A 19,080-nucleotide genomic window follows, 5' to 3' on the forward strand; every position below is an offset into this window, starting at 1 on the left:
TTGGGCTCCGGTCGGTGATCCGGGTTGAATGGTACCCAAGTGGTCCGGCGGCGACAGAGGAGTTCCAGCGTGAGCGAGAACCAGGTGGTGCACGTGCACTACTGGGCAGGGGCCAAGCACGCGGCCGGCACGGGCTCCGACACCCTCGAGGTGAGCGGTCCGCTGCCCCTGAGCGACGTCGTACGCCGCGCGGTCGCGCTGCACCCCGGCACCGACCTGGAGCGGGTGCTGGGCATCTGCTCGGTGCTGGTGGGCGAGGAGCCCGTCGGCACCCGCGACCCGGACGCGGTGGTCGTGCGGCCCGGCTCGGTGGTGGAGTTCCTGCCGCCCTTCGCGGGCGGCTGAGTCGCGGTCGGGCGGCTCGTGCGACGTCCGGCCGCTGGACCCGTCTAGACCTGTGCTCGCGCGTCTTCGCAGGTCAGCGGGGGTGTGAAAACCCGTCGGGGTATTCGATGAGACCCACGTCACTGCCCGGTGGGGTATTCGTTGCTCTGGTGAGCCCGCGAGGGTCGCGGCTCGGAGGAGGGTCTCTCATGCTCAAGACGATCAAGGTGCTGGTGACGCTGGTGGCGTCCCTGGCGCTCGTGCTCGGCTTCACGGCCAGCGCTGGTGCCAGTGCGGGTGCCGGCGCCGGCAGCAGCGCGTCCGGCGCCTCGGCGTCCAGCGCCGCGCGGGCCGACTGCGCCGAGGAGCGCGCCGCCGTCAAGGCCGCCGACCGCAAGGTCGCCAAGAAGGAGCGCAAGCTCGCGAAGGCCGACCGCCCCGGCAAGACCAAGCGGGCCCAGAAGCAGCTGCGCCGCGCCGAGCGCAAGCAGGCGCGCGCCGGGCTGGCGCTGGCGCAGTGCCAGGCCGGCGGTGGCACGGGTGGCCCGGAGCAGCCGGCCACGAGCCCGATCCAGGCCCTGTGCGACGCGGGTCTCCCACAGGCCGCGTGCGACGCGTTCCCGAGCCTGCCCGGTGGCGGCAGCGGCGACGGCAGCGGTGACAGCCCGATCCAGGCGCTCTGCGACGCCGGTCTGCCCCAGGCCCTGTGCGACGCCGCGACCGGTCCCGCCGGTCCGGGCGGCGAGAGCCCGATCCAGGCCCTGTGCGACGCCGGTCTGCCCCAGGCGATCTGCGACGCCGCCTCCGGCGGCATGCCCGACCTCCCCGGCCTGCCGGACGTCCCGGGTGCTCCCGGTGGCGGCGGTGACAGCCCCCTGCAGCCGCTGTGCGACGCGGGTCTCCCGCAGCAGCTCTGCGACCTGTTCGGCGGCGGCCTGCCCGAGCTCCCGGGTGTCCCCAGCCTGCCCCGCGCAGCCTGATCGCTGATTGAGCTCCCACGGACGGCCGCCCCCTCGGGGGCGGCCGTTCTGCGTTGCGGCGCACCCCGGAGCTCGGCGTCAGCGCGGGGCTCGGCGCCGGCGGGTGAGTTCCCAGCCGCGGTCGGGGTGGTGTCGTAGCTGCCAGGTGGGGTCGTGGGTGCGGTGGTGGTGCCAGGAGCAGAGGGGGATGGCGAGGTCGAGGTCGGTGTCGCCGTGGTGGGACCAGGGGATGAGGTGGTGGATCTCGGTCCAGGCGAAGGGTCTCTGGCAGGTGTCGATGGCGCAGGTGTCGTGGGTCAGGGCGAGTGCTTTTCGTTGGTGGTGGGTGTGCAGTCGTCGGGTGCGGCCGAGGTCGAGTGGCGCTGACTCCGAGTTGAGGATGGCGGGGACGAGTCCTGCTTCGCAGGCGAGGCGGCGCAGGTCGCCGGCGGCGGTGCGGGTGCCGGTGTCGAGCTTCGCGGTGCCGCTCTCGGCTGGGCCTTTCCAGTCGGGCCAGGTGGTGGGGTCGAGGTCGCCGGTGGCGGCGAGGTCGCGGGTGAGGTCGTCGGCGGTCATGGTGACCAGGAGGGTGATGGCGTTGGCGCCGGTCCAGCCGTCGGTGGGCAGGTGCTCGATGAGCTCGCACAGGGCGTGGCCTGCGAGCTCCCAGCCGGAGAGGCCGTGGCCTTCTCCGGTGGGGGCGGAGCGGTCGTGGCCGGAGATGTGTTCCCCGTCGGGGCCGGTGCGGGCCTTGTTGAGTCGTCGGGGTGCGGAGAGGGTCTCGAGGGCGGTGCGCAGCAGGGAGCCGTGGAGCTCGGGGATCGTGAACTTGCCGGAGTAGGTGCCGTCGCCGTTGTCGTGCAGGGCGAGGTAGGTCTCGTGCTTGGCGCGGCGGGATTCGCGTCCGAGCATGATGGCTTCGTGGCGGTCGGCGAGGTCGCGGTCGATGACCTCGAGCATCCGGCGGGCTGCTTGGCGCAGTCGTTTGGCGTTCATCGGGCGCCCTGATCGGGTGCCGATGCCGGTGGCCTTGCCCACGAGGATCTCCTCGGCGACGGCGAGCTGCTCAGGAGTGGTCTCGAGGGGCGCCTGTTCGGCGGCGTTGACGATGATGCGGACCTGGCGGGTGGTGATGGCGCCGGTGGCGTAGGCGGTGCGGGCGTGGTGGTACTTCTCGCCGAGCAGGGCGGCGATGCGGACCCCGCCGGCGTGCACCTCGCGGGTCTCCCCGGTCAGGGCGGCGGCCCAGGCGTCGGTGCCGGTGGCGGCGGCGTGGTCGGCGACGTGGCGTCGTTCGGCCTCGGCGAGGACCTGGCCGGTGAGTGCGGCGGCTTCGGCCTCGAGGGCGGAGAGCTGTTGCAGCAGGGGTGCGAGGTCGTCCTCAGGTGTGGCTTCCAGGCGCGTGGTCCGGGCGGTGGCCATGGCCTCCCGGGCGGCCAGCACCCCGGCCAGCACGCCGGCCCAGCTCCCGGCCGTGTCAGGGCTCGCACTACTGCTCGCACGCACCCCGGTCGCCGGGGCGTCGGCCCGGTCGGCGGTGGGGTGCTGGAGCAGCGTCATGGCCCTATTCTCCCACCGCCGGGACCAGTTGTCGAACACCAGTTCGAGTCTGTGGATGAGGTGGTGGAGGGTCGCGGACCCGCTGAGAGGCGGCCCCCCCGCCGTGGGTGGGGCCGCCTCTCGAGAAGGGTCGGTGGGGCTGATCAGCTCTCGATCGCCTGGGTCTCGCGCTCGGGCGAGGTGGAGCCGACCTGGATCTTGCGGGGCTTGGCCTTCTCGGCGACCGGCACGAGCAGGCGCAGCACGCCGTCGTCGTACGTCGCCTCGATGCGCTCGAGGTCGAGGTTGTCGCCGAGCACGAGCTGGCGGCTGAAGGCGCCGGTCGGCCGCTCGGAGGCGAGTCGCTCCCAGTCGCCGTTGGGGCTCACGCGCTCGGCCCGCACGGTGAGGACGTTGCGCTCGACGTCGAGGTCGATGCTGTCGCGGTTCACGCCGGGCAGGTCCAGCTCGATGATGAACTGGTCGCCCTGGCGCCAGGCGTCCATCGCCATGGTGACGGGCCGGTTGGTGGTGCCCAGCAGCTGCTGGGTGAGGCGGTCGAGGTCGCGGAAGGGGTCGGTGGTGCGCAGCAGCATGGCTTCCTCCTTGCTCGTCGAAGGGTGGTGGAGTGAGTGGGTGGCGGTCTGCGTAAGTCCGCCGATCTGTATCAATGGATACAGGTTTGTTGTAACTCGGCATCTAGGTCAGAATCAAGCCCGAAGACTGAGAAGTGGCTGAGAAGTCAGCACCGGTGTGGCGGAGGTGGCGGATGAGCGGGCGAGGGCGAGGCGTGTTCGCGATCTCGGTGGCGGCCGACATGGTGCGCATGGAGGTGCAGAACCTGCGCGTCTACGAAAGGCGCGGCCTGCTCACCCCGGAGCGCACCGGCGGCGGCACTCGGCTCTACAGCGAGGCCGACATCGAGGTCCTGCACCGCATCCGCCAGCTGCTCGCCGAGGGCTTGAACCTGGCCGGTATCGCCCGGGTCCTGGTGCTCGAGGAGGAGGTCCGACGGCTGCGCGAAGGTGTCGTGCCACCCGACTGAGGAGTGAGAAATTCTCGGCTCACCCCCGTCAGGTGGCGGTTTGACGGTGTTTGCTGGTTAGGGTGCGGTGAACGACGGACCCCAAGACGAGCAACATGATGAAGGAGAACTGCATGAACAAGGGAGAGCTTCGCGAGACCGTGGCCAAGGAGACCGGCCTGACCGGTGCCGACGCTGAGCGCGCCGTGGACGCCGCTCTGTCGGCGATCGTGTCGGCTGTGGCCAAGGGCGAGCGCGTGAGCATCGCCGGTTTCGGCACCTTCGAGCCCCGCGAGCGTTCGGCGCGTGAGGGTCGCAACCCGCAGACCGGCGAGACCATGCAGATCGCCGCGACGACCGTCCCCGGCTTCAAGGCCGCGGCCGCGTTCAAGAAGGCCGTCGCCGGCTGATCCAGCCACTGACGCCACGAGGGCCGGGTTCCGCTGATGCGGAGCCCGGCCCTCGTCGTTGGGGGGTGGTGGTGCCTCTCGTCAGGCGGCGTTCCTCACCAGGATCGGCCGCTGCGGTGCGCGGCGTACGGGCGCCGGCTGCGGACGGCGGCGGAGCAGGTGGCCGACGGCGATGCCGCCGGCGAGCGAGGTGGCCGTCCAGAGCAGGACGATGAGTGCGGTCGTGACGATCATGGGCTCTCCCTGGGGGGTGGGGATCCGCTCAGTCTCTGCGGGGGTGGGTCGCGCCGTGGTGCTTGGGGGGATGGCGCCACCATCATGCTGGTCCCATCGATGGTGCCGCACCTCACCCTGAAGTGAAAGTCCTCACTGTCACTTTTTTCGGAATGCGCCGCGCCTGTCGGCTGTTCTGCCCGCGTGCCCACCGGACTGTGGATCGCCCTTGCGGCGGTCGTGATCGCCCTCGCCTTCGGCGCCTACCGCGCCGCGACCGACGGGCGCTTCCGCGGCACCCACGCCCTGAGCGCCTCCGGTCCGGACGTCGAGGGCGCGGCTCGCCCGGTGGCGGACGACGCTGCTTCGGTGCCGGGGACGCCCACCGCGTGGGACGAGGTGCTCGCCTCGCTGCCCGAGGCGGGGCTGGGGGAGCGGGCCACGTTCGTGCAGTTCTCCTCGGCCTTCTGTGCCCCCTGCCGCGCGACTCGACGCACGCTCGGCGAGGTCGCCGAGCTGGTGCCCGGCGTGACGCACCTGGAGATCGACGCCGAGCTGCACCTCGACCTCGTACGCCGCCTCGACGTGCTGCGCACCCCCACCACGCTGATCCTCGACGCGGCCGGCCGCGAGGTCACCCGCGCCTCGGGAGCGCCGCGCAAGGAGACCGTGCTGGCGACGCTGGACTCGGTCGTCGCTGACTGACCCGTTTGGGGCCGCGGGCCGTCGGTGATGATGCGCTCATGAGCTCAGCCCACGCGACCGGTCCGATGGCCCACCAGTTCGTGCAACGGGCGCGCGAGCTCACCGAGGGCACGCCGTACACGGTGAGCGCGACCGAGAAGGGTTTCGACGTCACGCTCGACATCGTCGACGCCCAGTGGTTCGGGTTGTTCAACAAGGCGGGGCTGAAGCGGGTCTTCACCCACCACGTCGTCTTCCACGGGCCGGACCTGTACTCGATCACTGACGAGTCGCGCCGGGTGAGCTGGACCGCGGGCGTGCCCTCGACCGTGGGCGGCGAGGTGTCGTACGGGCGGATCATCCAGTTCGGCGCCCAGAAGGTCTGGGCCTTCGACGAGCACGGCTCGTTCGGGGTGCAGGCCGACTACCGCTTCCACTCCGAGGAGGGACGCGACCTGATCACGGGGGTCGCCCAGGAGCTCGGGCTCAGGAGCCGGCGCGGCGCGGCCGAGCGGATCGCGCTGGTGATGGCGATCATCGGTGGCGGCGGAGCGATCGTCACGGGGATCGTGCTCGTGGTCCTGCTGCTGCTCGGCGCGTTCTGAGGCCCGGCCGGTCGTCAGTCGTAGGAGACGAGCTGGGGCTGGGCGGTGCGGACCTGCAGGTCCTCCGCGGGGCTGGTCATGGTCACCGTGCCGTCCACGTCCCGCCACGGCCCGCTGCCCAGCCGCCACCGGGCGCCCCACGTGGTCGTGAGCTGGAGGGTGACGCTGCCGGCCTCGGTGTAGCGGTGCGAGACGTACTGGTCCATCGGCACGCCCTTCGCGTACGCGCGGCCCGGATCGGTGGTCGTCATCGACTCGCCGTCGCCCAGGGCCCAGGTGAAGGTGGTGGGAGTGATGTCGAACGTGATCTGTCGCCCCAGCAGCCGCACGCTCTCCTGGAACGGCTCGGCCTGGGTGTGCAGGATCGTGTCGAAGTTGACCAGGGTCTCGCCGTCCGGCGGTTGGATGTTCAGCGGCGCCTCCGGCAGCGGGATGCGCTTGAAGGCCTCCAGGATGCGGCCGGGGGTCAGAATGGGTGCGGTGGTCGCTGCTGGGTCGCCTGGCTCGACGCACGTCACTCCCGAATAGGCGGTTGATCCACTGGGCAGCGTCGCGGTGACTGTGTGCATGATTCCGTCGGAGCCGCAAAGGAGTGGCCCTTCGCATCCGAAGGCTGTCGGTTGCACAACGCCGTCGTCGCGCTGGCAAATCGGGTCGACGACGTAGGTCATTCCATTGCTCGAGCCGCCCGCGGCAGGAGACAGCGAACTGGCCGACCCGTAGGCGTCTGTCGTTTGGGTGGCAGCGGCGTTGAACGAGTCGGTTGCATCGCTGCCGGCCACGGTCGGGCCCGCGGGGTCGTCACCGCTGGCTGCACCAGCGCCAACGACCAAGAGCAGGAGGATGGCAGCGGCAGTCCTCATTCGGTGATGTCCAACCGAGTCATCTGCCACCGTCCTGAGTTCCACGCGATAAAGGCGATGAAGCCTGCTCGTCCACCGCTATTTCGTTGCGGCTTGCTGTCGGCGGTTTTGCGCAGGATTTGTGGAGCTTGATCGACGCTAATCGGTAGGACGGACTCGGCGGCCGGGCTGTTGAGAGGTTCGCCGAATTGTGCAACCCGCCAGCCTTTAGTTTCGACTGACCCTCCGGCTCCGTAGATCTGGTCGATAAGCTTCATAAAATTGGAGCACGTTTCGCAATCAGGGCTACTGAGGCGGCTGAGTTCCTCTGTGTCCCCACCTGATCTGGCCTTGTTGAAAACGTCCACCCAGTGCTCGACGAAAGCCACCGCCCCGTCGTCGGTCTTCTTCTCCCACTCCTCCTTGGCCGGCGCAGCGCTCTCGCTGGGCGATGGACTGGCGGAGGGGGTGGGGTCGGCGACCTTCGGCTCCGGGTCGTCACCGCTGCAGGCGGTGAGGGCGAGGAGCAGCGCGGCGGCGTACGCGAGGTGTCGTCTCATGTGTCAGCTTTCCCGAGAGTGCGCCCCAGTACGGTCCGGGGGCGCCTTGTCACGGTAAAGGCCTACCCAGTTCTGGGCCAGTGCTCACCTGCGGTCTGTGGACAACGCCGAGCAACCGATGCGATCCGAGCCCCGGTCGCCGAACTGCTGACCAAAGGCAGTGTCATCACCGCGCTCTGAGCGTGAGTGAGCCGCCGCGTGCCGGGCTTTGCTCAGCAGTTTGGCAAGCCAGGTTGGGCTCCTGGGCTCCTGGACAGCGCCGAGCTGGCGTGGCGGTGAGCCAGCAACCCTCGGCGACACGACTTCGGTTGCCAGCTCACCGCCCCAGCGCGGCGGCCGGCAAGAGAGCGACAAGAAAGCTAGGGCAGCAGGTAGTCGACCGAGTCCTCGACGCCGGTCGCGAGGCGGGCGGTGTCGACGCGGACCATGTGCTCGATGACCTGCTCGAAGGTGACCGAGGGCGTCCACCCCAGCTGCTCGCGCGCCTTGGTCGGGTCCCCGACGAGGTCGACGACGTCGGCGGGGCGCATGAAGGCGGGGTCCTGGCGCAGGTACCCCTCGCTCGAGCCCAGCCCCGCCGCCGCGAACGCCACGTCGAGAACCGCCGAGAGCGGCCGGGAGGTGCCGGTGGCGACGATGAAGTCCTGCGGCTCGTCGAGCTGCAGCATCCGGTGCATCGCCACCGCGTAGTCACCGGCGAACCCCCAGTCGCGCCGTACGTCGAGGTTGCCCAGCACCACCTCGTCGCGCCGACCGAGCGCGATCTCGGCGACCGAGCGCGTGATCTTGCGGGTCACGAACTGGCCGCCACGCAGCGGGCTCTCGTGGTTGTAGAGCGTGCCGGTGGCCGTGAACAGCCCGTACGACTCGCGGTAGTTCACGGTCAGGTGGTGCGCGAAGGACTTGCTCGCGGCGTACGGCGAGCGCGGGTGGTGCGGGGTGTTCTCGGTCTGGGGCTGCTGGTCGGAGATGCCGAACATCTCCGAGCTCGACGGCTGGAAGAACCGCGGCGACCAGCCGTGCCGGTCGCGGAACGCGACGAGCTCCTCGAGCATCCGCAGCACCGCCAGCCCGTTGGTCTCCGCGACCACCTCGGCGTGCCCCCACGACGCACCCACCGACGAGAAGCCGGCCAGGTTGTAGATCTCGTGCGGTTGCAGCCCCTCGAGCACCGCCGCCCAGCCCTCGTGGTCGCGCTGGTCGAGGTCCACCAGCTCCACCCCGTCGAGGTAGGCGTATGCGCGCCCCAGCGTCGAGGGCGCCCACCGGCTGCCCGGGCGCAACGTCCCGACCACGTGGTAGCCCAGGGAGAGCAGGTGCCGGGCCAGGTAGACCCCGTCCTGGCCGGCCACCCCCGTCACCAACGCCGTACGCCGCCCGCTCGCGGTTGCGGGGATCGGCTGGGGATCGGTGGGGGTGATGGGGTCCATGGCGCGACGACCCTATCGGCCCGCGGGTCCCGACTCGTGCCCTTCACGGTGACCCAGGAGTCACGCTGAGGGGCACGACGCCGGCCCCGGTGCTGCCGGCACTACCCCAATGTGGGTAACCCCGTCGGCTTCCGCACTCGCGCCGGCGGTGGGGATGTTTCCTGTGGGACATGAACCTGCTGCACCGTGTACCCGCACCTACTTGTCCCTCGTGCGGTCATCCGTCCCTGGGCACGGTGCAGCAGGTCCTGGAACCTCTCGTGTGGTCGCGGCGCTGCTGCCACGTCCTGGTCGAGGACCCGTGGTCCTACTGGGGCGGCGACGAGTGCGGCTGCGAGTCGGCCCAGCACCACAAGCGGCACGAGCTGCGCGACGCCCTCAAGCGCTGGGGCCACGTCGCCCACCTCGACCGGCACATCCGGCCGAAGGTCTGACCCGGCCGGCCGGGTTGATTCGGTCAGTCGGAGCTGCCGGTCGGCTCCTGGGCTCCGGTCGGCGCAGCGTCCACGTCGTCCACCTCGGTCACGTGCCTGAGGCTCTGCAGCCCGGCGGCCTCGGCCAGCCCGCTGAGGAGGCTCAGGGCCGCTGCCCGGGAGTCGTCGAGCTCGTCGAACGACTTCGGCAGCGACGCGAACACCTGGAGAGCGCCGTCCGCACCGGCCTCGATCCACACCCGTTCGACGCCGGCGTCGACGAGGACCTGCTCGATCGCCGTGAGCAGAGCGGACTGCAGAGCCAGGGGGGCGTCGGGGTGCATGGAGAGCAGAGCGCGGCCGTCGGGGGTGGTCACACCGGATCAACGCCCGACGCAGCGAAGGGTCACGAATCTCACCATTCAATACTGGCATCCACACAGTGAGACGCGGGGCGGAATCAAAGAACTGTTGCGCCTATTGTCACCTATATGTCCACCACTTGGCTCACGAAGCGACGCGCAGTCGACCACTGCCGCACTCGCTCGAGCCTGTGTCGGATGACGTGACGGCGCTGCCTTTCATTTTGCTCCTCTGAGCTACGTGCAGCGCCGTGGACCCGGTCGTGACTGACCGCTGTTCCCGCCCCCCGGCGCCGCCATCCTCAGGAGAGACATGTCCAGCACGCTCGCCCAGCACACCCCGGCCACCACCGCCCGCGCGACCAGCGCGCCGGCCGCCACCGCCGCTCCCCGCACCGGCATCGACCCGCGCGGCCCGCAGTTCGCCGCCGGCGCCACCGCCCTGGTGCTCATCGCCGTCCTCGGCCTGCCGCCCACCGCGGCGCTGGCCCTGACCGCCGTCCAGGCCGCTCTCTTCGCGCTCGGCGCCGCCCGCGGCGTACAGAAGACGCCGCACGCGTGGGCCTTCCGCCGCTTCATCCGGCCCCGGCTCGCCGCGCCGACCGAGCTCGAGGACCCGGCCCCGCCGCGCTTCGCGCAGAGCGTCGGGCTCCTCTTCACCGTCGTCGCCCTCGTCGGGTACGCCGCCGGCCTCACCGTCCTGGCCCAGGTCGCGATCGGCTTCGCGCTGGTCGCCGCCACCCTCAACGCCGTCTTCCGCTTCTGCCTGGGCTGCGAGCTGTTCCTGCTGGTCAAGCGCGCCACCGCCTGACCCACCCAGCAGCCAGCCCACCCGCTCCACCGACCGACTTCCTGCATGCCCACGAAAGGCCACACCATGACCCGCGAGACCAGCCTCGTCACCACCCAGTGGGTGGAGGAGCACGCCCACGACGCCGACGTCGTCCTCATCGAGGTCGACGAGGACACCACCGCCTACGACAAGGGCCACATCGCCGGCGCGATCAAGCTCGACTGGACCACCGACCTGCAGGACCAGGTGCGCCGCGACTTCGTCAACAAGCAGCAGTTCGAGACGCTGCTCAGCGAGAAGGGCGTCGGCAACGACCACACCGTGGTCCTCTACGGCGGCAACAACAACTGGTTCGCCGCCTACGCCTACTGGTACTTCACGCTCTACGGCCACAGCGACGTCAAGCTCATGGACGGCGGCCGCAAGAAGTGGGAGCTCGACTCGCGCCCGCTGACCGACGAGGTGCCGACCCGCGAGAAGACGTCGTACGTCGCGCAGGAGCAGGACCGCTCGATCCGCGCCTTCCGCGACGACGCGATCGCCGCGATCGGCGTGCAGAACCTGATCGACGTGCGCAGCCCCGACGAGTACGCCGGGCGCCTGCTCGCCCCCGCCCACCTGCCGCAGGAGCAGTCGCAGCGCGCCGGGCACGTGCCGACCTCGCTGAACGTGCCGTGGAGCAAGAACTGCAACGACGACGGCACCTTCAAGTCCGACGAGGACCTGAAGAAGCTCTACGCCGACGTCGGCATCGACGACTCCAAGGACACCATCGCGCTGTGCCGCATCGGGGAGCGCTCGTCGCTGACCTGGTTCGTGCTCAAGGAGCTCCTCGGCCACCAGAACGTGAAGAACTACGACGGCTCCTGGACCGAGTACGGCTCCCTGGTCGGCGTCCCGATCTCGCTCGGCGACGAGCCCGGGTCGGCCGAGGGTGACTCCTGATGTGCGGCGCCACTGAGGGCGGGCTCTCGCTCGACGGCGTGAACGTGGCCAAGGAGGCCGTGGTGCAGGGCCAGGTGCTGCGCGACGGTGAGCCGGTGGCCAGCGCCTACGTGCGCCTGCTCGACCGCACCGGCGAGTTCACCGCCGAGGTCCCCACCTCCGCCACCGGGCACTTCCGGTTCTTCGCCAGCGACGGCGAGTGGACGCTGCGCACCCTGGCCCCCAAGGCCGACCCGGTCGACCGCAAGGTCGTCGCCAAGGTCGGTCAGGTCGCCGAGGTCGCGATCAGCGTCTGACGCACCTTGCCCCACCCGTGAGACCCAGCAGGCCCCCGTGCAGCGGCGCGGGGGCCTGCTGCATGCCGACCCGGCCCAAATATCACCGTGACCCGGCGCAAATGTCACCGCGACCCGGCCCTGATGTCACCACGACCCGGCCCAAACGTCGCGCTGGCAGGGTGCAGAACTGACTGGTCGGTGGTGCAGAAGTGACTGCTCGTCGGTGGGGTGGCCGGTTACGCGGGAGTGGGAACGGGTAAAGAGAGACCGTGCCCGACGAGACGCCCGCTGATCCCGCCGCGACGGACCCGTTCTGGGGGCCGGTGCGCCGCCGGCACCCCGATGTCGACATCGTCCTGCTCCCCTCCGAGCGGCCAGTAGAGCCCGACCCCGAGCCCACCGGGCCCACCGAGCCGGCCGAGCCGGCCGAGCCGATCGACCCCGACCAGCTGGCCCGTGACGCCGAGGCCGCCCTGGCGGCGCTGTGGGCGCAGGCGGTGGGGGAGTGCGACCCGACGGAGCAGCAGAGCCACTGGCTCGCGGGGGAGCGCCCGGGGACGCTGCGCCACGAGGCGACCTGGACCCTCGAGGGAGTCACCCCGGAGCAGAGCAGCGTCGCGCTCCAGCGGGTCGCGGAGAGGCTGGGCGCCGACGGGTGGCACGTGCTCACCCCGCCCGACGGCCTGCCCCGGGTCCAGGCCGGCCGCGCCGACGGGCTCGACCGCGCCGAGGTGCTGCTGCTCGTCGTACCCGCCTCCGCCCGCCTCGTGCTGCGCCACCGCACCGGCTCGCACCCCGCACCCCCCGCGCCCGAGGGGGACCCGCAATGAGCCAGATGGGCATGGAGTACAACGCGCTGCGCGCCGGCAGCCGGCGGTGGGCCGCGCTGGGCGAGCTGCTGGACGAGACCGCGAAGGACTTCGGCGCCGCCCCCGTCGCCGGCCTCGCGCCCGACTGCCAGGGCGCAGCCACCAGCTTCCTGAGTGCCTGGCAGGGCTACGCCGGCGAGAGCGCCGCGATCGTCGAGGGCTTCGCGACCGCGCTCGAGGAGGTCGTGGGCAGCACCACCGAGACCGACAGCGCCACCGGGAGCGGGTTCGAGACCCTCGACAGCAGGTTGGGGTCGGCCCGATGACGACCATCACCGTCCCGGCCTCCGAGCCGGAGATCCGCGAGCCCGAGGGCACCCCCGCCGGCGCCGAGCAGCTCGCGGACCAGCTCTTCACCGCGGTCGGCCGCTACGACGAGGTCGCCACCGAGGCCGGCCAGCTGCAGGACCTCACCGGCTGGTGGGGCGAGGCCTACGACGCCTACCGCCAGGCCGCGTCCACCGCCGGTGCCGAGCACGACGCGATGGCCACCACGCTGCGCCGGGTCGCGCGGGCGGTGACGTCGTACGCCGACGACCTGCGCACCCACCAGAGCACCGCCGAGGAGCTGATCGGGCGCAAGAGCGACCTCGACGCCAGCCGCGCCGCGCTGATCGCCGAGATCAACGCGACCGCCGACGCCACCGCGCAGGACATCGAGGCGCTGCGCGGGCGCGCCGCCGACCTGCGCCTGGCCTACCGCAACCTCGTCGACGACCACTCCGACCTGCAGCGCCGCGTCCGCGAGAACGAGCAGCGGCTGCGCCAGGCCTTCGAGGCCGGTACGTCGCTCAGCGACGCCCTCTCCGACACCGGCGGGGTGAGCGACGCCGCGCGGGAGGCGATGAACCGCCCCGGCGCCCCCGGCTCCGGGTCGAGCCCGGAGGAGGTGCAGCGCTGGTGGGCCGGGTTGACCGAGGCCCAGCAGCAGGCCGCGCTCGCGGCGTACCCCTCGCTCCTCGGCTCGGCCGACGGGCTGCCCGCCGACGTGCGCGACGAGGCCAACCGGACGCTCCTCGACGACGACCTCAGCACCCTCGCCTCCCAGGCCGAGGACGGCACGCTGAGCGAGGAGGAGGCGCAACGCCTCGAGAACGCCGAGCAGACCCGCGAGGCGCTCGAGGACGCCGACGCGTTCACCGACGTCGCCAGCGGTGAGCAGCCGGGCGGGCGGTTGTGGCTCTACGACCCGGGTGCCTTCGACGGCGACGGCCGGGTCGCGGTCGCGATCGGCGATCCCGACACCGCCGACGACGTCGCCGTCTCGGTGCCCGGCATCAAGACCGAGACCAACGACGTGGTCGGGGGCGTCCACGACGCGATGAACCTGTACGAGGCGACCCGGTTCAACGGCGACGGCTCGAGCGTGGCGACCATGTTCTGGCTGGGCTACAACACCCCCGAGAGCGAGACCGACTGGGACACCTTCACCAGCGGCCGCGCCGAGGACGGCGGAGAACGCCTGGCCGACTCGATCGCCGGCCTGCGCGCCTCCCGCTCCGGCGATGACGCCCACCTGACGGTGATCGGGCACAGCTACGGCTCCACCACCACGTCGTACGCCGCCGCCGAGCACGGCCTCGACGTCGACGACGTGGCCCTGATCGGCAGCCCCGGCGCCGGCCCGGCGCGCACCGCCGACGACTTCAGCGTCGGCGAGGACAACGTCTGGGTGGGCCGCAACAGCCGCGACGCGGTGACCTTCTTCGGTGACGAGGGCTGGCTGCACACCCCCGGCGGGCTGGGGATGGACCCGTCGTCGGAGGACTTCGACGCGCACCGCTTCGAGGCCGAGTCGGTGCTGCGCGGGGACCACCGCAACTTCGACGACCACAGCCGCTACTACGACCACGACTCCGAGTCGCTCCACAACCTGGGCCGCATCGTCGACGGCCAGCACGACGCGGTCAACGAGGCGGGGCAGAGCCACGACCCGTGGTGGCGCTGGGCCGACGACCCCGAGGGTGAACGTGACCCGACCACCTGGGAGCCGGGCCGCTCCGAGACGAGGAGGCAGCCGTGAGGCCGCTGGTGCTGGTCGCGATCGTCCTGGCGCTGGCCGTGACCGCCGGGTGCGGCGACGACTCAGCGGGTGGCGAGCCCTCCCGGGAGGGGGCGGTCGCCGACCTCGAGGCGCTCGCCGACGACGTGATGACGACCGGGGGAGAGGTCGTCGAGGTCCTTGAGGCGACCGGGCTCGAGGTGGCCGGCGCCCGCGGCAAGGGCGACTACTGCCAGTCCACCCCCCGCCCGGGCTTCACCTTCGCGCTCGGCGGCGAGCTGGCCGCGGGGGCGGCGTACGACGAGCAGGTGGCGACGGCGCGCGAGGCCCTGCTCGACGCCGGCTGGGAGGTCGAGACCGAGGGAGAGGTGACCCGCACCGGCGATCAGGAGCCCGAGGCATGGGTCAACCTGGTGCGCGACGACTGGCGGCTCACGCTGCGCCGCAGCGGCCCCGAGGGCTCCGGCGCCCTCGTCTTCGGCCTCACCGGGCAGGACGCCTGCATCGCCATCCCCGACACCACCACCCGCGTCCCCGACGACCTCGAGGAGGTCACGTTGGTCGAGCAGTGACGAGCGCCAGCGAGGAACGCCCGTCGAGACCGGTGAGGTGCCCACTGTCGTACGCCGATCGGCGCGGCGGGACTGTGGTCCAGCGGGGGACTGAGCCCCAGGGTGCCCAGCGTCGTGGGTCGAGCAGTGACGAGCGCCAGCGAGGAACGCCCGTCGAGACCCAGTGACAAGCAGACTTCCGCGATGGCTCATCCACAGGCAGACCCACCCCGGGTGTCAGTGGCGCCGCGACCGGGCAGCAGCCGCTCATGGCATGGACCTACATCCTCCAGTGCGCCGACGACTCGTTCTACGTCGGAAGCACCGTCGACCTCGAGCGCCGCATCAGTCAGCACGACAGAGGTGAGGGCGCGACGTACACCCGACCTCGCCGCCGACGCCCGGTCCGGCTGGTGTGGGCCGGAGAGTTCAGCCGCAAGGACGACGCGTTCGCTTACGAGAAGCAGATCCAGAAGTGGGGTCGAGCCAAGCGGATCGCGCTGATCGAGGGTCGGTTGGGCGATCTGCCTGGATTGGCGAGGGGGCGGAGCCTGCCGCCGGCGTAGTCGGTGGTCGAGCAGTGACGAGCGCCAGCGAGGAACGTCTGTCGAGACCCGGTGAGGTGACCGCGGACCTGTACGCCGTGTGCTTGCGGGGTCTCGACGGCGCTCGAGCCTTCGGCCCTCGCTGCTCGACCGACGGCGTGGGTTGTTGGTCGAGCAGTGACGAGCGCCAGCGAGGAACGTCTGTCGAGACCCGGTGAGGTGACTCCGGGCCTGTACGCCGGTGGGTTGCGGGGACTCGACGGGCGCTCGAGCCTTCGGCCCTCGCTGCTCGACCGACGGCGTGGGTTGTTGGTCGAGCAGTGACGAGCGCCAGCGAGGAACGTCTGTCGAGACCCGGTGAGGTGACTCCGGGCCTGTACGCCGGTGGGTTGCGGGGTCTCGACGGGCGCTCGAGCCTTCGGCCCTCGCTGCTCGACCAACAACGCCGCTCTCGCTGCTCGACCGACGGCTCAGCCCACCAACCGGACACACCCCGGCGGCTGCACCGGACCTGCCTAGGCTCGACGCACGTCGCAGCAGCCGCTGAACGACAGCAGCCACCTGAGCAGGAGCACCCTCATGACGCACAGCCCCGAGACCCTGGCCGTCCACGCCGGCCAGGAGGAGGCCGACCCGACGACCAACGCCCGTGCGGTGCCGATCTACCAGACGACGTCCTACGTCTTCAACGACACCGACCACGCGGCGAACCTCTTCGCGCTGGCCGAGCCGGGCAACATCTACACCCGCATCATGAACCCGACCCAGGACGTCTTCGAGCAGCGGATGACCCAGCTCGAGGGCGGCGTGGGCTCGCTGGCCACGGCCAGCGGCTCGGCGGCGACGACGTACGCCGTGCTCAACCTCTGCTACGCCGGCGACAACATCGTGGCGCTCTCGACGCTGTACGGAGGCACCTACGCGCTGTTCGCCCACACGCTGCCGCAGTTCGGCATCGAGGTGCGGTTCGTGGACCCGGAGAAGCCCGAGGACCTCGCCAAGCACGTCGACGAGAAGACCAAGATGGTCTTCGGCGAGACCGTCGGCAACCCCAAGATCAACGTGATCGACCTGCCGGCCTGGTCCGAGGCGGCGCACGCCCAGGGCCTGCCGTTCGTGGTCGACAACACCGCCCCGACGCCCTACCTGGTGCGCCCCTTCGACCACGGCGTTGACGTCGTGGTGCACGCGGCGACCAAGTTCATCGGCGGCCACGGCACCTCGATCGGCGGCGTCATCGTCGACTCGGGCAACTTCGACTGGGCGGCGCACTCCGACCGCTTCCCGGGCCTGACCAAGCCCGACCCGGCCTACCACGGTGCGGTGTGGACCGACGCCGCCGGCCCGGCGGCGTACATCATCCGCGCCCGCACGGTGCTGCTGCGCAACACCGGTGCCGCGATCACCCCGATGAACTCGTGGCTGTTCCTGCAGGGCCTCGAGACGCTGCACCTGCGGATGGAGCGCCACAGCTCGAACGCGCTCAGGGTCGCGGAGTACCTCTCCGCGCACGACGACGTCTCGTGGGTCAGCTACCCCGGCCTGCCCGACAGCCCCTACAAGGAGGTCGCGGACCGCATCCACACCGGCAAGGGGTACGGCGGCCTGCTGAGCTTCGGTGTGAAGGCCGGGCGCGAGGGCGGCAAGAAGTTCATCGAGGCGCTCGAGCTCATCAGCCACCTGGCGAACATCGGTGACGCGAAGTCGCTGGCGATCCACAACGCCTCCACCACCCACAGCCAGCTCAGCCCCGAGGAGCTCGAGGGCGCCGGCGTGCCGGAGGACATGGTGCGCCTGTCGGTCGGCATCGAGAACGTCGACGACATCATCGCCGACATCGAGCAGGCGCTCTCCGCCACCAAGTGACCGGTCCTCTCCTCGACGCCGTGACCCAGCGGGTCGTCCTCGCCACCGAGGACGACCCGCTGCGGTTGCGGGGCGGCAAGCACCTCGACCACGTCGAGGTGGTCTACGAGACGTACGGCGTGCTGTCGCCGGCGCGCGACAACGCGGTGTTCATCTGCCACGCGCTGACCGGTGACGCGCACGCGGCCGGCCACCGCCGCGGGGAGGACCCGCACACGGCGAAGCCGGGCTGGTGGGACCGGATGATCGGTCCCGGCAAGCCGGTCGACACCGACCGGTTCTTCGTGATCGCGCCCAACATCCTGGGTGGTTGCTCGGGCAGCACCGGCCCGATGTCGCTCGACCCGGCGACGGGGGAGCCCCTCTACCTCGACTTCCCGCTGCTGCACGTCGCCGACCTCGTCGCCGCGCACCGCCGGTTGCTCGACCACCTCCAGATCGAGACCCTGTACGCCGCCGTGGGCGGCTCGATGGGCGGCATGCAGGTCCTGCAGTGGGTGATCGACGAGCCGCAGCGCATCGAGCGCGCCGTCGTCGTCGCGGCCTCGGCGAAGCTGACCGCGGAGAACATCGCGTTCTCCTCGGTGGCCCGCCAGGCGATCATGGCCGACCCCGAGTTCCACAACGGCCGCTACGCCGAGCACGGTGTCGTCCCCCGTCACGGGCAGAAGGTGGCGCGGATGATGGCCCACATCACCTACGTCTCCCCGGAGTCGTTGCAGAACCGGTTCGGCCACGAGCGCGACTCGGTCGGCGACGACCAGTGGCGCCTGGAGCCCGACTTCGAGGTCGAGCACTACCTCCAGCACCAGGGCGAGACCTTCCTGGGCCGCTTCGACTCGTTGTCCTACCTCTACCTGACCCGGCTGATGGACTACTTCGACCCCTTCGCCGAGGAACCCGTCGCCGAGCGCCTCGCCGGCTGCACCACCCGCTTCCAGGTCACCTCCTTCAGCTCCGACTGGCGCTTCGACACCGCCCAGGCCACCCGCCTCACCGAACAGCTGCAGAAGCACGGCGTCGACGCCGACCACGCCGAGATCCAGAGCCCCTACGGTCACGACTCCTTCTTGTTGGATCCCCCGGGCTACTTAGACCGAGTAGCCACGTTCTTGGGGACGCCGTAGGTCGAGCCCGCCGTCGGTCGAGCAGTGAGGGCCGAAGGCTCGAACGACGTCGAGACCCCGTGAGGAACCCCACTTCCGTACGCCGCGCCCCACCGCCGTAGGTCGAGCAGTGAGGGCCGAAGGCTCGAACGACGTCGAGACCCCGTGAGAGACCCACTTCCGTACGCCGCACATCCACCGTCGGTCGAGCAGAGAGGGCCGAAGGCTCGAACGACGTCGAGACCCCGTGAGGAACCCACTTCCGTACGCCGCGCCCCCACCGCAGCGTCGGGACGTACCCTTCGCCCATCCGCCAAGACTGAAGCGCCACATGCCGAGACGAAGAGAGTCACCCCTGATGAAGAAGATCCTGGCGGCGTCAATCGGCGCCGCTCTGCTCGTCCCGATCGCGGCCACCAGCGCTTCCGCCCAATACTCCTCCAACAACACCGATGTCGCGTTCAAGGCTCCGCGCAAGGTCCAGGTGGGCGAGACCATCAAGGTCCGGGTCAAGGCCAACACCTTCGGCGACGCTGGTTCGCACTGCACGGGTGACTTCGTGCTCATCGTGAAGAACCAGGACAGAGAGATCGTGAAGCAGGCCCGCAAGCCGGTCCGCAACCGAGAGACCTTCTCGTTCAAGCTCCGCCACAAGGACGTGTACCGGGTGGCGGTCAAGTACGAGCGCGGGGAGAACGACTCCTGCGGCACGAGCCGCACGGCTCGAGACCTGCGCGTTGTGAAGCGCATGGCCTGATCC

Annotated in this window: 25 protein-coding genes; 18 read left to right on the forward strand and 7 right to left on the reverse strand. The window is 70.8% G+C overall.

The genetic code is table 11. From position 1 onward, the window contains the following. Window positions 1–69: 69 nt before the first annotated feature. Together I601_RS08545 and I601_RS08550 are read left to right on the forward strand one after the other, a co-directional pair. Window positions 70–345: a MoaD/ThiS family protein gene (locus tag I601_RS08545; protein WP_068108234.1), complete on the forward strand. Its 276-nt coding sequence runs from the start codon at window positions 70–72 to the stop codon at window positions 343–345. Between the two features lie 188 nt (window positions 346–533). Then, complete coding sequence (locus tag I601_RS08550) at window positions 534–1,304, forward strand: hypothetical protein (protein WP_068108236.1); 771 nt, start codon at window positions 534–536, stop codon at window positions 1,302–1,304. A 78-nt stretch (window positions 1,305–1,382) separates the two neighbouring features. Here the strand turns inward: I601_RS08550 and I601_RS08555 are convergent, their stop codons facing one another. After that, on the reverse strand, window positions 1,383–2,843 hold the full coding sequence (locus tag I601_RS08555) for an HNH endonuclease signature motif containing protein (protein WP_068108239.1): 1,461 nt from the start codon (window positions 2,841–2,843) through the stop codon (window positions 1,383–1,385). A gap of 143 nt (window positions 2,844–2,986) precedes the next feature. Next, complete coding sequence (locus tag I601_RS08560; protein WP_068108242.1) at window positions 2,987–3,418, reverse strand: Hsp20/alpha crystallin family protein; 432 nt, start codon at window positions 3,416–3,418, stop codon at window positions 2,987–2,989. Between the two features lie 194 nt (window positions 3,419–3,612). Between I601_RS08560 and I601_RS08565 the strand changes: the two genes are divergently transcribed. Continuing rightward, the gene (locus I601_RS08565) at window positions 3,613–3,867 is read left to right on the forward strand and encodes a MerR family transcriptional regulator (RefSeq protein ID WP_237089585.1); all 255 of its coding nucleotides are present in this window, start codon (window positions 3,613–3,615) and stop codon (window positions 3,865–3,867) included. Between the two features lie 98 nt (window positions 3,868–3,965). Continuing rightward, complete coding sequence (locus I601_RS08570) at window positions 3,966–4,256, forward strand: HU family DNA-binding protein (RefSeq protein ID WP_219633554.1); 291 nt, start codon at window positions 3,966–3,968, stop codon at window positions 4,254–4,256. Window positions 4,257–4,337: 81 nt separating this feature from the next. Here the strand turns inward: I601_RS08570 and I601_RS21130 are convergent, their stop codons facing one another. Beyond that, a complete protein-coding gene (locus I601_RS21130) occupies window positions 4,338–4,490 on the reverse strand; it encodes a hypothetical protein (protein ID WP_157519979.1) in 153 nt (50 codons plus the stop codon). Between the two features lie 183 nt (window positions 4,491–4,673). On the opposite strand from I601_RS21130, the gene I601_RS08575 reads away from it, so the two are divergent. Beyond that, entirely contained in the window at window positions 4,674–5,174 is a 501-nt protein-coding gene (locus I601_RS08575) for a thioredoxin family protein (protein WP_084527355.1), read from the forward strand. A 38-nt stretch (window positions 5,175–5,212) separates the two neighbouring features. Next, window positions 5,213–5,758, forward strand: coding sequence for a hypothetical protein (locus I601_RS08580; RefSeq protein ID WP_068108246.1), 546 nt, complete (start codon window positions 5,213–5,215; stop codon window positions 5,756–5,758). A gap of 14 nt (window positions 5,759–5,772) precedes the next feature. Here I601_RS08580 and I601_RS08585 read toward each other — a convergent pair whose 3' ends face one another. The 3 genes from I601_RS08585 to I601_RS08590 all read right to left on the reverse strand — a co-directional run bounded on the left by I601_RS08585 (window position 5,773) and on the right by I601_RS08590 (window position 8,590). Continuing rightward, a complete protein-coding gene (locus I601_RS08585; protein ID WP_157519981.1) occupies window positions 5,773–6,327 on the reverse strand; it encodes a hypothetical protein in 555 nt (184 codons plus the stop codon). A gap of 290 nt (window positions 6,328–6,617) precedes the next feature. Next, on the reverse strand, window positions 6,618–7,160 hold the full coding sequence (locus tag I601_RS21135) for a DUF6318 family protein (protein WP_157519983.1): 543 nt from the start codon (window positions 7,158–7,160) through the stop codon (window positions 6,618–6,620). Between the two features lie 359 nt (window positions 7,161–7,519). Next, entirely contained in the window at window positions 7,520–8,590 is a 1,071-nt protein-coding gene (locus tag I601_RS08590) for a GDP-mannose 4,6-dehydratase (protein WP_084527356.1), read from the reverse strand. A gap of 236 nt (window positions 8,591–8,826) precedes the next feature. Here I601_RS08590 and I601_RS21140 point away from each other — a divergent pair, with 236 nt between their 5' ends. Beyond that, window positions 8,827–9,024: a hypothetical protein gene (locus I601_RS21140; RefSeq protein WP_157519985.1), complete on the forward strand. Its 198-nt coding sequence runs from the start codon at window positions 8,827–8,829 to the stop codon at window positions 9,022–9,024. A gap of 23 nt (window positions 9,025–9,047) precedes the next feature. Here I601_RS21140 and I601_RS08595 read toward each other — a convergent pair whose 3' ends face one another. Beyond that, window positions 9,048–9,380 carry a hypothetical protein gene (locus tag I601_RS08595; protein WP_068108251.1) on the reverse strand — a complete coding sequence of 111 codons (333 nt, stop codon included), beginning with the start codon at window positions 9,378–9,380 and terminating at the stop codon, window positions 9,048–9,050. Window positions 9,381–9,678: 298 nt separating this feature from the next. Between I601_RS08595 and I601_RS08600 the strand changes: the two genes are divergently transcribed. From I601_RS08600 to I601_RS08650, 11 genes are all read left to right on the forward strand, one after another. Beyond that, on the forward strand, window positions 9,679–10,176 hold the full coding sequence (locus I601_RS08600; RefSeq protein ID WP_068108253.1) for a DUF4395 domain-containing protein: 498 nt from the start codon (window positions 9,679–9,681) through the stop codon (window positions 10,174–10,176). A 66-nt stretch (window positions 10,177–10,242) separates the two neighbouring features. Beyond that, on the forward strand, window positions 10,243–11,103 hold the full coding sequence (locus I601_RS08605) for a sulfurtransferase (protein WP_068108254.1): 861 nt from the start codon (window positions 10,243–10,245) through the stop codon (window positions 11,101–11,103). Continuing rightward, window positions 11,103–11,399, forward strand: a complete 297-nt coding sequence (locus tag I601_RS08610; protein ID WP_068108257.1) for a DUF1416 domain-containing protein — start codon at window positions 11,103–11,105, stop codon at window positions 11,397–11,399. Before I601_RS08605 ends, I601_RS08610 begins: the two co-directional genes overlap by 1 nt. A gap of 251 nt (window positions 11,400–11,650) precedes the next feature. Continuing rightward, window positions 11,651–12,211 (forward strand): hypothetical protein, encoded by a 561-nt coding sequence (locus tag I601_RS08615; protein WP_068108258.1) that lies wholly within the window; start codon window positions 11,651–11,653, stop codon window positions 12,209–12,211. Then, complete coding sequence (locus tag I601_RS08620; RefSeq protein WP_157519987.1) at window positions 12,208–12,516, forward strand: hypothetical protein; 309 nt, start codon at window positions 12,208–12,210, stop codon at window positions 12,514–12,516. Before I601_RS08615 ends, I601_RS08620 begins: the two co-directional genes overlap by 4 nt. Beyond that, window positions 12,513–14,273 (forward strand): alpha/beta hydrolase, encoded by a 1,761-nt coding sequence (locus I601_RS08625; RefSeq protein WP_068108262.1) that lies wholly within the window; start codon window positions 12,513–12,515, stop codon window positions 14,271–14,273. The genes I601_RS08620 and I601_RS08625 overlap by 4 nt, the downstream gene beginning before the upstream one ends. Further along, window positions 14,270–14,824: a hypothetical protein gene (locus I601_RS08630; protein WP_068108269.1), complete on the forward strand. Its 555-nt coding sequence runs from the start codon at window positions 14,270–14,272 to the stop codon at window positions 14,822–14,824. Before I601_RS08625 ends, I601_RS08630 begins: the two co-directional genes overlap by 4 nt. A gap of 248 nt (window positions 14,825–15,072) precedes the next feature. Continuing rightward, a complete protein-coding gene (locus I601_RS08635) occupies window positions 15,073–15,369 on the forward strand; it encodes a GIY-YIG nuclease family protein (protein ID WP_068108272.1) in 297 nt (98 codons plus the stop codon). A 558-nt stretch (window positions 15,370–15,927) separates the two neighbouring features. Then, complete coding sequence (locus tag I601_RS08640) at window positions 15,928–17,214, forward strand: O-acetylhomoserine aminocarboxypropyltransferase/cysteine synthase family protein (RefSeq protein WP_068108275.1); 1,287 nt, start codon at window positions 15,928–15,930, stop codon at window positions 17,212–17,214. A 20-nt stretch (window positions 17,215–17,234) separates the two neighbouring features. Continuing rightward, complete coding sequence (gene metX / locus I601_RS08645; protein ID WP_237089586.1) at window positions 17,235–18,341, forward strand: homoserine O-acetyltransferase MetX; 1,107 nt, start codon at window positions 17,235–17,237, stop codon at window positions 18,339–18,341. Between the two features lie 337 nt (window positions 18,342–18,678). After that, on the forward strand, window positions 18,679–19,077 hold the full coding sequence (locus tag I601_RS08650) for a hypothetical protein (protein WP_068108283.1): 399 nt from the start codon (window positions 18,679–18,681) through the stop codon (window positions 19,075–19,077). The last annotated feature ends 3 nt before the right edge of the window (window positions 19,078–19,080 follow it).

The organism is Nocardioides dokdonensis FR1436, assembly GCF_001653335.1.
Taxonomy (GTDB): Bacteria; Actinomycetota; Actinomycetes; order Propionibacteriales; family Nocardioidaceae; genus Nocardioides; species Nocardioides dokdonensis.

Coding starts and splice junctions, on each gene's coding strand:
- I601_RS08625 (WP_068108262.1), top strand. CDS start 12,513: ATGACGACCATCACCGTCCCGGCCTCCGAGCCGGAGATCCGCGAGCCC.
- I601_RS21135 (WP_157519983.1), bottom strand. CDS start 7,160: ATGAGACGACACCTCGCGTACGCCGCCGCGCTGCTCCTCGCCCTCACC.
- I601_RS21130 (WP_157519979.1), bottom strand. CDS start 4,490: ATGATCGTCACGACCGCACTCATCGTCCTGCTCTGGACGGCCACCTCG.
- I601_RS08580 (WP_068108246.1), top strand. CDS start 5,213: ATGAGCTCAGCCCACGCGACCGGTCCGATGGCCCACCAGTTCGTGCAA.
- I601_RS08640 (WP_068108275.1), top strand. CDS start 15,928: ATGACGCACAGCCCCGAGACCCTGGCCGTCCACGCCGGCCAGGAGGAG.
- I601_RS08585 (WP_157519981.1), bottom strand. CDS start 6,327: ATGCACACAGTCACCGCGACGCTGCCCAGTGGATCAACCGCCTATTCG.
- I601_RS08555 (WP_068108239.1), bottom strand. CDS start 2,843: ATGACGCTGCTCCAGCACCCCACCGCCGACCGGGCCGACGCCCCGGCG.
- I601_RS08590 (WP_084527356.1), bottom strand. CDS start 8,590: ATGGACCCCATCACCCCCACCGATCCCCAGCCGATCCCCGCAACCGCG.
- I601_RS08635 (WP_068108272.1), top strand. CDS start 15,073: ATGGCATGGACCTACATCCTCCAGTGCGCCGACGACTCGTTCTACGTC.
- I601_RS08610 (WP_068108257.1), top strand. CDS start 11,103: ATGTGCGGCGCCACTGAGGGCGGGCTCTCGCTCGACGGCGTGAACGTG.
- I601_RS08550 (WP_068108236.1), top strand. CDS start 534: ATGCTCAAGACGATCAAGGTGCTGGTGACGCTGGTGGCGTCCCTGGCG.
- I601_RS08560 (WP_068108242.1), bottom strand. CDS start 3,418: ATGCTGCTGCGCACCACCGACCCCTTCCGCGACCTCGACCGCCTCACC.
- I601_RS08650 (WP_068108283.1), top strand. CDS start 18,679: ATGAAGAAGATCCTGGCGGCGTCAATCGGCGCCGCTCTGCTCGTCCCG.
- I601_RS08570 (WP_219633554.1), top strand. CDS start 3,966: ATGAAGGAGAACTGCATGAACAAGGGAGAGCTTCGCGAGACCGTGGCC.
- I601_RS08620 (WP_157519987.1), top strand. CDS start 12,208: ATGAGCCAGATGGGCATGGAGTACAACGCGCTGCGCGCCGGCAGCCGG.
- I601_RS08600 (WP_068108253.1), top strand. CDS start 9,679: ATGTCCAGCACGCTCGCCCAGCACACCCCGGCCACCACCGCCCGCGCG.
- I601_RS08605 (WP_068108254.1), top strand. CDS start 10,243: ATGACCCGCGAGACCAGCCTCGTCACCACCCAGTGGGTGGAGGAGCAC.